This window comes from Luxibacter massiliensis (assembly GCF_900604355.1).
Lineage (GTDB): Bacteria > Bacillota > Clostridia > Lachnospirales > Lachnospiraceae > Luxibacter > Luxibacter massiliensis.
On the sequence record NZ_UWOE01000001.1, the window covers coordinates 1,501,682 to 1,515,056 of the forward strand.

Sequence of the window (13,375 nt, forward strand, 5' to 3'; positions counted from 1 at the left end):
AAAATGAAACTGGATATTCGAACCAAAACAGTTATATTGCTGACGGTAAGTATATGTACGTTTGTGGTAAACAGCATATGGATGGAATTGGCATGTATGGTGATCATTGGAGGCATACAATTATCTTTTGGGAAAAAAATGGTGAGTAAATATTTAATACTGGTGTATTTGGCAATGCTGGCCACACAGTGTTTTGTACTTCCTGTTATTCCGGAAATGGCGCAGGTCATACTTTCGATCCCTGTTGTCCAATTCAGAAAAATGATGCCGTTAGCAATGGTGTTCCTATTGATTATCAGAACAACCAAGGTAAACGAACTGATCGCCACGTTAACAAAGATGAAAGCGCCCAGATCGGCTACGGTAACTTTGGCCGTAACATTGAGATATTTTCCAGCTATTGTGGAGGAATGGAGATACATAAAGGATGCTATGAAATTACGTTATGTGACGGCAGGTGAAAAAAATCCTTTTATGAAAATTATACGGGGAGCGGAATGCTATATTGTTCCGCTTCTCATATCAGCATCAAAGACTGCGGACGAACTGGCGGCGGCAGCAATTACGAGAGGTATTGAAAATCCGGCAGAAAGAACCTGCAGGGGTTACCATAAGTTTAGTCTGGAAGATTATGTTATTGCCGGGTTCTGCATAATTGCTGCTGCTACAACATGTGTTCTGAAGGTGGTTAGGATATGGTAAAGAGATTTGAAACTAGACTAGATAAAGTAAGCTATGTTTATGATGGTGAATTGGAAAATGGGATCTTTGATATTCAGGCAGACATAAAAGAAGGAGAGGGCATTCTTTTATGTGGTAAAAGTGGATGCGGAAAAACGACTATAACAAAATTAATAAATGGTCTTATTCCGAATTTTGATGAAGGAGAAAAAAAAGGTTTTGTTTATATAGGGATGGAAAATATTGATGATCTTCCTATTTATAAAATATCCGAGACTGTAGCAAGTGTATTTCAAAATCCCAAAAGCCAGTTTTTTAACCTTGAACCGGAAAGCGAGATCGTTTTTTCGCTGGAAAACATGGGAATCCCGTTGAGTGAAGTGGAAAAAAGATTGAAAGAGACAGTCAGTGATCTGGGGATAGGGCATTTGATGACAAAAACGATGTTTGGAATGTCGGGAGGAGAAAAACAGATTATAGCCTTTGCATGTGCATATGCCACGAATGCAAGCATCATTGTTTTAGACGAACCCTCAGCAAATCTGGATCATGCCACAACCCAAGTGATCGGTGAAATAATGAAGAAAATGAAAGCAGCAGGAAAAACAATTATTATTGCTGAACATAAGATCTCCTATTTGAAGGATATTGTAGACAGGGTTTTTATCATCGAGGATGGAAGACTAACTGAAACATATGGGGCAGAAATTTTTTTTGGTATGGATGATGAATGGCGTAAATCACATGGTTTGAGGCGGCTAAGAGAAAACTGCGGATTTGAGCCGGTGATTAAAAATAAAATCATAAAGAACTGTATGGGTGTTAAGAGACATGTTTTGGAAATCAAAGGATTGACGTTGGCATATGGAAAAGAAATAGTGAATTCAAATTTAAGTTTTCGTTTAGAATCAGGAGAAATTACTGCATTAATTGGTGGTAATGGAATAGGAAAATCAACCTTATCCCGTTGTATTTGCGGATTGCATAAAGAGGAAAGCGGCATTATTTTATTTGATGGTGCTGATAAAAATTGTAAGCAGCGGAGAAAGGCTAGTTATATTGTAATGCAGGATGTGAACAGACAGCTTTTTGCAGATAGCGTTGAAAATGAATGTTTTCTCGGCAATCCAAAGGTAAGCCGTGAAAAAGTTACAGATATATTAATGAAATTTAATCTTTATGGCCATAAAGATGCACACCCACAGGCGTTATCCGGAGGGCAAAAGCAAAGGCTGGCAGTGGCCGTTGCTGTACTGTCTGAAAAAGATATTATAGTTTTTGACGAACCGACCAGTGGTTTGGATTACGAAAATATGCAGAGGGTGTGTGAATCGTTAAAAAAACTATCTGAAGAAGGCAAAACTATAATTATAGTTACACATGATATTGAATTGATCGAAAACGTATGCACAAGATGTATTGAATTGAGGAGTAATGGTATCTATGAAGCTTTCTGGCGGTGAGCGTCAGCGTATTTCGATTGCCCGCGCCATTCTGAAGAACAGTCCGATCCTGCTTTTGGATGAAGCAACAGCGTCCCTTGATATTGAGAATGAGCTGGCAGTCAAACAGGCGATTGCCAATCTTCTGAAAGAAAAAAAGACCGTAGTAATGATTGCGCACACTCTGTCCATCGTCAAAAACGCAGATCAAATCCTTGTGGCAGGCAATGGCAGGATTGTTGAGACAGGAACCCATGAGGAACTGCTCACAAAAGGCGGGAAATACGCAGCCATGTGGAACGCTGAACAGAAAATATCAGCTTAAAAGGAGGGCTTAATGAAACTTCATGTGTCCGGGGAGGATTATCTGGAAACCATCTATGAACGCCACGGTTTCTGTACAGAGCAGCTTATCGCCGTAGGTGTTGACCCTGAAACAGCGGAGGCCGATGCCTGCCGGATGGAACACGTTATCATCACTGAGAGTTTTTCGCGGCTGAAAGAGGCAGCCACACAGGAATAAAACGAATAAGCAAGCTTGCCACACCGAGGACATCCCGGATATCTTTAGATTGTGACTTGTCCTTTTGCCATGACCTTTGCATTGTCTACAAATGCATCATAGCAAACCGTTATTAAAAATACGGTTAAACGCCAGAAGGGACACTTCTTTGTGTGAAGTGTCCCTTTCGAGTCCGTTTTTTGGGATTTTTAGATGTCGGCCTTTAAATACCGCTGACTGCGGCTTTTCCTACAGCCTTTGTGTGGCCGCCCTGCCTGTCTGGCATGACGGATTCTTCACTGACAGCCTCCAGATTTTTGTTTGCCGTGGAGAGCATCAGTTTAATGCGGTTGAGCTGGTTGACCTCGCTGGCTCCCGGATCAAAATCGATGGCAACCACATTGGAATGAGGGTACCTGCGCCTCAGTTCTTTGATTACCCCTTTCCCCACTACATGGTTGGGAAGGCAGGCGAATGGCTGCGTACACACAATATTGCCCGCCCCGCTGTGGATCAGTTCCAGCATCTCACCGGTCAAAAACCAGCCTTCTCCTGTCTGGTTCCCTATAGATACAATTTCAGAGGCCATTTTGGCTAAATCCTCTATATGTGCCGGCGGAGTAAAATGCCTGCTTTTTGCAAAGGCTTTTGAGGCCGGGGAACGGAACCATTCCAGCGCCCGGATTCCCAGATTACCCAGAGCCGCCTTTGACTTCTTAAAACCTAAGTGTGATACTTTGAAATTCTGATTGTAGAAGCAGTAGAGCAAAAAATCAAGGAGATCCGGCACAACGGCCTCGGCCCCTTCGCTCTCAAGCAAATCTACTAGGTGGTTGTTGGCGGCAGGGAGGAACTTGACTAGGATTTCCCCTACCACCCCTACCCGGGGTTTTTTTATATTCAATGTTTCAACATTATCAAAGTCCTGTATGATATCCTGGCATAATTTTTTGAATCTGCGCCTGGAAGGATAGCCTGAAGATACAAATTCCTTACAAATTTCTGCCCATTTCCTATGCAGCGCATCTGTTGTCCCAGGTATCCTCTCATAGGGCCTGATACGGTACACACACTTCATAAAAATATCGCCCAATATTGCCCCATAGATTCCGCGCAGGGCCAGGGCAGGGGTGATTTTAAAGCCAGGGTTCCCCTCCAGGCCGCTTAAGTTGATAGAGATAACAGGAATGTGCCCATAACCGGCTTTCTTCAGCGCCCGGCGTATGAAACCTATATAGTTGGAGGCGCGGCAGCCTCCGCCAGTCTGGCTGATAATCACGGCCAGCTTATCTGTGTCATATTTTCCTGATAAAATGGCCTCCATAATTTGCCCTACCACCATAAGGGAAGGATAGCAGGCATCGTTGTTTACATATTTCAGCCCCACGTCTACAGCCTGCTTATTATCATTTGGAAGTACCTCTACCTTGTAGCCTGAAGCCTGGAAGGCCGGCTCGAGAAGCTCGAAATGCATAGGGGACATCTGGGGGCAGAGAATCGTGTGGGTTGTGCGCATCTCCTTTGTAAAGGGAACTTTCTCAATGGAGGAAGGCCTGATCTCTCTCTTGGCCTTATGCTGTTCCCTGACACGTATAGCAGCCAGCAGTGAGCGGACACGGATCCTGGCTGCCCCTAAGTTGTTGACCTCGTCAATCTTCAGGGAGGTATAGATTTTATCTGAACGAGTCAGAATATCTGCTACTTCGTCAGTGGTCACGGCGTCCAAGCCGCAGCCGAAGGAGTTGAGCTGGATCAGATCCAGATTCTCCTTTGTCTTGACATAATTGGCAGCAGCATAAAGCCTGGAATGGTACATCCATTGATCCATGACATTCAAAGGCCGTTCTACCTGATGGAGGTGGGAGACAGAATCCTCTGTAAGCACTGCAATATTATAGGAATTAATTAACTCGGGGAGGCCGTGGTTTACCTCGGGGTCAATATGGTAAGGGCGTCCGGCAAGCACGATTCCCCGGTTCCCTGTTTTGTCCAGGAACTGAATGGTTTCCTCTCCCTTTCGCCGTATATCTTCCCTGCAGGCGGAAAGTTCCATCCATGCCTCATGTACGGCGTCTTTAATCTCCTGGCCAGAAAGAGAAAACTTATCGGAAAGTTCATCTGTCAGACGGTAGGTAAGAGTCTCTTCACTCTGGAAAGAGAGGAAGGGATGCATGAAGTCCACCTGGCCCTGTATAATGGAATCCATATTGTTTTTAATATTCTCAGGATAGGAGGTGACAATAGGGCAATTGTAGTGGTTGTTGGCAGCCTCAAATTCATTCCGCTCGTAGGGGACTGATGGATAAAAAATATGCTTGATTCCCTGGCTGATCAGCCATTCAACATGCCCGTGGGCCAGTTTAGCCGGATAACACTCAGACTCACTGGGGATGGACTCAATGCCTAATTCGTAAATCTTACGTGTGGACGCCGGGGAAAGTACGACACAAAATCCCAATTTTGTAAAAAATGTAAACCAGAAGGGGTAGTTCTCATACATATTGAGTACCCGGGGGATACCAATAGTCCCTCGTCTGGCGTCTTTTTCCTCCAGTGGAGTATAGCCAAAATAGCGTTGGCTTTTATACTCAAAAAGGTTTGGCAGCACATTGGCAGCATTTTCTTTGCCGAGTCCGCGCTCACAGCGGTTGCCAGTAATAAACTTACGCCCGCCGCTGAAATGGTTGATGGTCATGCGGCAGTTATTGGTACAGCCTCTGCATTTGGTCATAGTTGTGGAGTATTCCAGAGCTTCAATTTCATCTATGGGGAGCATAGTTGTACCCTCACATTCAGTATAGCGCTCCCGGGCAATCAGGGCAGCTCCAAAAGCGCCCATAATACCGGCAATATCCGGGCGGATGGCCTGGCAGCCGGCAATTTTTTCAAAACTACGCAGTACGGCATTGTTGTAAAAGGTACCGCCTTGTACCACGATGTGGTTTCCAAGTTCCGAGGCGTCGGATACTTTAATTACTTTAAACAGGGCGTTCTTAATGACAGAATAGGCAAGTCCTGCGGAAATATCGGCCACGGCAGCCCCTTCTTTCTGCGCCTGTTTTACTTTGGAATTCATAAACACCGTACAGCGTGTGCCCAAGTCTATGGGATTTTTGGCATATAAGGCCTCCTGGGCAAAATCTTCCACGGAGTAGTTGAGAGACTTCGCAAAAGTTTCAATAAAGGATCCGCAGCCAGAGGAACAGGCCTCATTTAACTGCACGCTGTCAACAGTCTGGTTTTTAATTTTAATACATTTCATATCCTGGCCACCGATATCCAGGATACAGTCCACATCCGGCTCAAAGAAAGAAGCCGCATAGTAGTGGGAGACAGTCTCCACCTCCCCCTCATCCAGTATCAGGGCGGCTTTGATGAGGGCCTCGCCGTAGCCAGTCGAACAGGAGTGGACAATCTCCACATCTGAGGGGAGCTGGCTGTATATGTCTTTGATGGCGCCAATCGTAGTTCCCAGGGGATCCCCCTCGTTATTGTGGTAGAAGGAATAAAGCAGAGTCCCATCCTCTCCTACAAGGGCCGCTTTGGTTGTAGTAGATCCTGCATCAATTCCAAGGAAGGCTTTTCCATGGTAGGAGGACAGATCCTTTACAGGCACCTGATGCTTTGCATGGCGCTGTGTAAAGGACTCATATTCTTCAGTGCTGGAAAACAGAGGTTCCATACGGTCAACCTCAAATTCCATCTTGATTTTTCCCGCCAGCCTTTCCTGCAGTTCCCGGAGGGCCACACTGACCTCTTTCTTGGAGTTCAGGGCGGATCCAATGGCAGCAAACAAATGGGAATGGTTAGGGGCGATTGTATGTTCGTCGTCCAGTTTCAGTGTGCGGACAAAAGATTCACGCAGTTCTGAAAGAAAATGGAGAGGGCCTCCTAAAAATGCCACATGTCCCCGAATCGGCTTACCACATGCCAGGCCGCTGATGGTCTGGTTGACGACAGCCTGAAAAATGGAGGCAGCCAGATCCTCCTTGGAAGCGCCTTCATTGATCAGGGGCTGGATGTCAGATTTGGCAAACACACCGCATCTTGCGGCAATAGAATAGAGGGCCTTATAATTCTTCGCATAATTATTCAGTCCAGAGGCATCCGTCTGGAGCAGGGAAGCCATTTGGTCAATAAAGGAGCCGGTACCCCCCGCACAAACCCCGTTCATGCGCTGTTCCACATTGCCGCCTTCAAAATAAATAATTTTGGCGTCTTCCCCGCCCAGCTCAATGGCTACATCTGTCTGGGGGGCATAGTCCTGAAGGGCGGTGGACACAGCGATTACTTCCTGGACAAAAGGAACGCCCAGATGTTTTGCAAGGGTCAGTCCGCCGGAGCCAGTGATAACCGGGGAAACACGGATGGGCCCTAATTTATAGATGGCCCTTCCCAAAAGGTCAGACAAGGTTTCCTGTATATTGGCAAAATGCCGCTCATAGTCGGAAAAGAGCACCTCATTGTCATGGTTCAGGACAGCAATCTTAACGGTGGTAGAACCAATGTCAATTCCCAAAGTATGTAATTCATTTAAATTCATATTCATAATATGTTCCTCATTTTCTAAACTATTATATGTCAGTTACTTCCTATTAAATGTATTTCTTGTTTTTACAACAATTTACATTATACGACAAGGAAATAAAAAAAACAATTGTTATTATTATGCGGAATGGTGGAAGATTTCCACAAAGTTTATAAAATTTAACAAAATACACACAGTAATTAGCCAACATATGTTTGACAAATATAAAGTGGAACTGTACAATTACTCATAAAGAATTTAAATTAAGGAGATTAAAAATATTGAACTGGCTGAATAAATTAGAACGAAGGTTTGGGCGGTTTGCGGTTCCCAACCTGACGATGTATTTAATAGGCGCTTATATTATCGGCTACGGCATTTATTACCTTGTGCCGAACCTGCTTCTGTGGATTACACTGGAACCCGGACTGATACTTAGGGGCCAGGTGTGGCGTCTGGTATCCTGGGTGCTGATCCCGCCCAGCGGTAATATTATAACGATCATTATTATGCTGCTCTTTTATTATTCCCTGGGCACGGCCCTTGAGCGCAGCTGGGGGGCTTTCAGGTATAATGTCTATATTTTTTCGGGGATTATCTTTACTGTTATAGGTGCTTTTCTGCTGTATTTTGTTGCAGGAGGCTTCCAGGGAATTTATTTCAGCACATATTATATTAATATGTCTATATTTTTGGCTTTTGCGGCAAGCTACCCGGACATGGAGATCCTGCTGTATTTTGTCCTGCCTATTAAAATCAAATGGATGGGACTGGTATATGCGGCCATGATTTTATATTATCTGGTTATGGGGAATATGGGGACAAGAGTTGCGATTGTGGCGTCACTTTTTAATTTTATCCTGTTCTTTTTTTCCAGCAGGAATATGAAGCCTTATACGCCCAAAGAAAGGGCGAGGAAGGCACAGTTCAAACGGCAGTCCAGGCCCCATATGACATATCCGGGCGGCGCACGCCACCGGTGTGCAGTCTGTGGGCGGACGGAGTTAGACAACCCTGCCCTGGAATTTCGTTTCTGCTCTAAATGCAAAGGGAATTATGAGTACTGCCAGGATCATTTGTTTACCCACCAACATGTAGAGTAGGGACAAATACAGACAATTGAGCCTATAAAAGCCAATGTCCCGGCCTGGCGGGGAGAATGACTCTTTTCCATGGAGCAAGTCCAGGCAGAGGGAAAGATGCAGAGAGTAAAAGGAGACTTAAAATGAAGAAGACAAAAGTAGTATGCACAATGGGACCAAACACAAATGACAGGGAGCTGATGCGCTCTTTAATCAAGAACGGCATGGATGTAGCGCGTTTTAACTTTTCTCACGGCAATCACGAGGAGCACAAGCAGAGGATGGACATGCTCAAGCAGCTTCGGGAGGAGGAGAGGACCAATACCGCTATCCTGCTGGATACAAAGGGGCCTGAAATACGTACGGGCCTTTTGAAGGACGGAAAAAAGGTTCAGCTTACGACAGGTTCTGCTTTTACTCTGACAATCGATGAGGTACAAGGGGACTGCAATAAAGTATCAATCACATACCCGGGGTTGGTAGAAGATGTGGACAAAGGCAGAGTGATACTGATTGATGACGGCCTTATCGGCCTTGAGGTTGTGGGGTGCACAGAAAGGGAGATACTCTGTAAAGTAATCAACGGAGGAGAATTGGGGGAGAGAAAGGGAGTAAATGTACCAAATGTCCCGGTCAGGCTTCCGGCTATTACAGATAAAGATAAAGAAGATATACGCTTTGGGGTGGAGCAGGATATTGATTTTATTGCAGCCTCCTTTGTGAGGAATGCGGAGTGCGTACTGGAAATTAAAGCATATTTAAAAGAATTGAACGCTCCCTATATTCCCATTATAGCTAAAATTGAGAATGTAGAGGGTATACAGAATATTGATGAAATTATCCGGGCAGCAGACGGGATTATGGTGGCCAGGGGGGATCTGGGAGTGGAAATCCCTGCCGAGGAGGTTCCTTATCTGCAGAAAATGATGATTCAAAAATGTAATAATAACTTTAAGACAGTCATTACAGCAACACAGATGTTAGATTCCATGATCCGGAACCCGCGCCCTACAAGGGCTGAGGTGACAGATGTGGCCAACGCAGTGTACGACGGCACAGACGCGGTGATGCTTTCGGGAGAGACCGCCCAGGGCAAATACCCTCTGGAGGCCCTGCAGATGATGGTGCATATTATCGAGAATACAGAACAGCATCTGGATTATGATTTGATTCTGGACAAAGCGGGAGACCATCTGAAGGCCGGCGTTTCCAGCGCCATCGGCTACTCCTCTGTACTGGCTGCGGCCAATCTCCATGCGAAATGCATCATTACCCCTTCTGTGACAGGGGCGACGGCCCGGGTTGTGTCTAATCTGAAGCCGAGACAGGAGATTCTTGGCGTGACCCCTAATGAAAGGACGCTGCGCAGATTGTCCATATACTGGGGGGTGCGTCCCATGAAGTCTTTGGAGTCCAGTTCTACGGAGGATATATGCAGCGGCGCTATTGAATTGGCTATGATCAAACAGTATGTTGAAAGCGGGGACGTGGTTGTGCTGACTGCCGGGATCCCTTCCCCCAGCCTGAAAACGGAAAGAGGCGGCATCAGCAATATGATGAGGATTACCACTATAGAATAGTTCACAATGCCTCCCAAAGGCAGGCTTTTCAGATTTTGAGTGAAAGCCGTTATAGGCCACGGCAGGAAATAGGAATGGGAGAAATCTGATAAAACGAATATTGGAGTATAAAAGAGCTGCATTGAATTATTTTATTTGAGCCATAAAATTTCAGTGCAGTTTCTTTTTCATCCGCTGCAGCAAATATAGGTCTTAAGCTGCAGGCAGGCGTGAAAGGAGTAGAGAGCGGGCCGGTACAAATACATGAATAGAGAAAAGGAAGTGGGACAGATTGAAAAAGCAATATATATTCCGGGGGTGCACATATCTGGCGGGGATGCTGACTCTGGTGATGGGACTGACGCTTAATACAAAGGCAGGACTGGGGGTGTCAGCCATTATTTCTGTCCCTTACAGCATATCTGAAATCTGGAATTTGAATTTTGGAAATGTAACTTTTGTCGTGTATGGGGTGTTTGTCCTCGTTCAGATGGTTCTCCATGTGATGATAAATAAAAGGAATACAATGAGGGGAGGGGAAGTTCTGGCACATGCAAACCGTACGAACCTGAAGCTGATATTTATTATGGATGTCCTGCAGCTTCCTTTAAGCCTGGTATTTACAAGGCTGCTGAATCTGTTTAATAGGTGGATACCTGAATTTAAGGTGGCTGATCCAAGGGCATCTATTACAGGCCTTTGCGGCAGTTTTTTCCTGCTGCTTTTGGCTCTGCTGCTTACTGGAGTTGGCGCGGCGCTGACTCTGGGAATGCGGGTTATCCCGAATCCAGGGGATGGGATCGTGCAGGCAATAGCAGATTATTCAGGGAAGAGCGTTGGTTTTACAAAGAACTGCTTTGATTTACTGAACATATGTATCACAGTCAGCATTGGCATATTGTTTCAAGGGAAAATTGTAGGTGCCGGCATAGGGACAGTTCTGGCAGTTGTCCTTGTGGGGCGTGTGATTGCTGTCTTTAGCCATTTCTTCATGGACTCCATATTGGAAAAGGCCGGGCTTCACGAAATAAAAAAGTAAAGGGCCCGCATGGATACATAGCTATATGTTATATAGCTTGGGTAAACCAGGCTTGACATTTTAGTGACATGAATGTATATTTACAGAACAGAAGAGAAAGTAAGGCAGATCCGGGGTATGCACTGTCAGGTGAATATAGGGGCGGCAGTATGGACACATGTCAGCACTCAGGGCAGAATATTTGTGGCAGTATAAAAAAGGGGTTTGCCAATGAAATATAACTGATAGAGATACAAGGAGGAGAGAAAATAGAATGAAAAAAAGCACATTTGTGACAAAAGAGCAGCTGGATCATATAGTCAAGGAATTCCCCACTCCTTTTCATCTGTATGATGAGCGGGGAATCCGTGAAAATGCGAAGGCTTTGAAGGAGGCTTTTTCATGGAATCCGGGATATAAGGAGTATTTTGCTGTGAAAGCAACGCCAAATCCGTTTCTGATTAATATATTAAAGGAGTATGGCTGCGGCTGTGACTGTTCTTCATACACTGAGCTGATGCTGTCAGACGCGATTGGTGTGAAAGGCGGGGACATTATGTTTTCTTCAAATGATACCCCGGCGGAGGATTATATTCTGGCAGATAAGCTGGGAGCCATTATTAATTTGGATGATATTACACACATTGATTTTTTGGAGAAAACAATCGGGCATATTCCAGAGACAATCAGCTGCCGTTTTAACCCTGGGGGGTTATTTAAGATCAGCAATGATATTATGGATAACCCAGGGGATTCCAAATACGGAATGACAAAGGCGCAGATTACGGAAGCATTTCGGATATTGAAAGAGAAAGGGGCCAGGCAGTTTGGCATCCATGCTTTTCTGGCCAGCAATACAGTGACAAATGAGTATTACCCTATGTTGGCTAAAGTGCTTTTTGAGGAAGCTGTGCGGCTCAAAAAGGAGACGGGCGCCCATATTAAATTTATTAACTTATCAGGGGGCATAGGAATACCTTACAGGCCTGACCAGGATCCAAATGATATCCGTGTGATAGGCGATGGCGTCCGCCGGGTTTATGAAGAGGTTCTTGTACCGGCGGGAATGGATGATGTGGCCATTTATACGGAGCTGGGACGCTATATGATGGGACCTTATGGGTGTCTGGTCACTACGGCTATCCATGAGAAACATACTTACAAAGAGTATATCGGTGTAGACGCATGTGCAGTTCATTTAATGCGGCCGGCCATGTATGGGGCTTACCACCATATTACGGTGGCAGGCAAGGAAGAAGAGCCATGTACTTGTAAGTACGATGTTTCTGGGTCATTGTGTGAGAACAATGATAAATTTGCTATTGACAGGATGCTGCCTAAAATAGAAAAGGGGGACTATCTGATCATTCATGACACAGGGGCCCATGGGTTTTCTATGGGGTATAATTATAATGGGAAACTCAGGTCTGCCGAGGTGCTTTTAAAGGAAGACGGCAGTACACAGTTAATCAGGCGGGCGGAAACCCCGGCAGATTATTTTGCCACATTTGACTGTTTTGAGATTGGAAAAAAATTGTTGCAAAATCATTTATAATATGATAAGATATAACTCGGCTTGGATAGTACAGTGCTGTACAAGCTGGGCAAGCGGATGTGGCGGAATGGCAGACGCACAAGACTCAAAATCTTGCGGGGGTGACCTCGTGTGGGTTCAAGTCCCACCATCCGCATTGGGTAATGATCATCTAAATCCTGACTTAGGCAAGAAAAGGATTTGGAATGTCTGGCATGATGAAGTAAGGACGGCGGTATCATGAGTGGTACCGCCGTTTTTGCTCTTTTTTGTGTTTCCATTGCCGTAAAAGGCCTAAACAGGGGAAGAGGTGACTTTTTCTATATTCTGGAAACTGCGGCAGAAGCACAGATATTTTCAGGCAGGACTTTATGGAGGGACAAGACTATGGAATATAAGGTGGATGATACAGAGCTTAATGCTTCAGCTTTTATAGCGTTTGTCAATCAAATATGGCCAGGGGATTATGACATAGAGAAAACCCGGATGGCATTGGAGAAGACAATCAATATAACTGTCCATGATAAGAAAGTGCTTATAGGCTGCCTGCGTATTCTTTCTGACGGCTATTATTTTGGGACAATTACAGAATTACTTGTACTGCCTGCATATCAAAAACAAGGAGTCGGAAGCAGGCTTCTTCAGCTCGCCAAAGAGAATACACAGACTATGCTGTATTTTGGGGCGCAGCCAGGCGCGGAGCAGTTTTATGAGAAGAATGGCTGTAAAAAAAGCATCCAATCGTATATGATAGAGAAGAATAAATTTGTATAGCAATGTGCGGCTGGCTTGTGAGAAAGCAATTTTCGACAGGCCCTAGTTGACAAAAAGATAGAGAACGTTTATAATTTAACATGCTTGTATTATGACTCTTTTGGATCAAGAGGATGTTACAGGAGACTTATTATAAAGGCAATTACTGGCACTTTATGACAGCAAAAGGAATGGATTAGGCTTTCTTGGACAGGCCAGAGTCCATCTGCCTGTAAGGGCCTGAATTGCGGAAAGCCTTTGGGCATACATATCCAG

The 13,375-nt window shown here is 45.0% G+C and carries 8 protein-coding genes, 1 tRNA gene and 2 pseudogenes; 10 read left to right on the top strand and 1 reads right to left on the bottom strand.

Going from position 1 to position 13,375, the window contains the following annotated elements; translation table 11 throughout:
* The first annotated feature begins 3 nt into the window (after positions 1-3).
* From EFA47_RS06890 to EFA47_RS06905, 4 genes and pseudogenes are all read left to right on the top strand, one after another.
* On the top strand, positions 4-702 hold the full coding sequence (locus EFA47_RS06890) for an energy-coupling factor transporter transmembrane component T (protein ID WP_122642604.1): 699 nt from the start codon (positions 4-6) through the stop codon (positions 700-702).
* On the top strand, positions 696-2,144 hold the full coding sequence (locus tag EFA47_RS06895; RefSeq protein WP_122642605.1) for an ABC transporter ATP-binding protein: 1,449 nt from the start codon (positions 696-698) through the stop codon (positions 2,142-2,144). The genes EFA47_RS06890 and EFA47_RS06895 overlap by 7 nt, the downstream gene beginning before the upstream one ends.
* Positions 2,131-2,448, top strand: a pseudogene (locus tag EFA47_RS06900) (ATP-binding cassette domain-containing protein); the annotation flags it as partial. The gene EFA47_RS06895 and the pseudogene EFA47_RS06900, both read left to right, overlap by 14 nt.
* A 30-nt stretch (positions 2,449-2,478) precedes the next feature.
* A pseudogene (locus EFA47_RS06905) lies at positions 2,479-2,646 on the top strand (iron dependent repressor, metal binding and dimerization domain protein); the annotation flags it as partial.
* 202 nt (positions 2,647-2,848) lie between these two features.
* On the opposite strand, the gene EFA47_RS06910 reads toward EFA47_RS06905, so the two are convergent.
* Complete coding sequence (locus EFA47_RS06910; RefSeq protein WP_122644438.1) at positions 2,849-7,168, bottom strand: acyl-CoA dehydratase activase-related protein; 4,320 nt, start codon at positions 7,166-7,168, stop codon at positions 2,849-2,851.
* A 266-nt stretch (positions 7,169-7,434) separates the two neighbouring features.
* On the opposite strand from EFA47_RS06910, the gene EFA47_RS06915 reads away from it, so the two are divergent.
* The 6 genes from EFA47_RS06915 to EFA47_RS06940 all read left to right on the top strand — a co-directional run bounded on the left by EFA47_RS06915 (position 7,435) and on the right by EFA47_RS06940 (position 13,120).
* Positions 7,435-8,256: a rhomboid family intramembrane serine protease gene (locus EFA47_RS06915; RefSeq protein WP_122642607.1), complete on the top strand. Its 822-nt coding sequence runs from the start codon at positions 7,435-7,437 to the stop codon at positions 8,254-8,256.
* Positions 8,257-8,378: 122 nt separating this feature from the next.
* Positions 8,379-9,815: a pyruvate kinase gene (pyk, locus tag EFA47_RS06920; RefSeq protein WP_122644439.1), complete on the top strand. Its 1,437-nt coding sequence runs from the start codon at positions 8,379-8,381 to the stop codon at positions 9,813-9,815.
* A gap of 271 nt (positions 9,816-10,086) precedes the next feature.
* Positions 10,087-10,833, top strand: a complete 747-nt coding sequence (locus EFA47_RS06925; RefSeq protein WP_122642608.1) for a DUF6198 family protein — start codon at positions 10,087-10,089, stop codon at positions 10,831-10,833.
* Positions 10,834-11,086: 253 nt separating this feature from the next.
* A complete protein-coding gene (locus EFA47_RS06930; RefSeq protein ID WP_122642609.1) occupies positions 11,087-12,367 on the top strand; it encodes a diaminopimelate decarboxylase in 1,281 nt (426 codons plus the stop codon).
* A 53-nt stretch (positions 12,368-12,420) separates the two neighbouring features.
* A tRNA-Leu gene (locus tag EFA47_RS06935) sits at positions 12,421-12,503 on the top strand.
* Between the two features lie 230 nt (positions 12,504-12,733).
* On the top strand, positions 12,734-13,120 hold the full coding sequence (locus EFA47_RS06940; protein ID WP_122644440.1) for a GNAT family N-acetyltransferase: 387 nt from the start codon (positions 12,734-12,736) through the stop codon (positions 13,118-13,120).
* Positions 13,121-13,375: the final 255 nt, after the last annotated feature.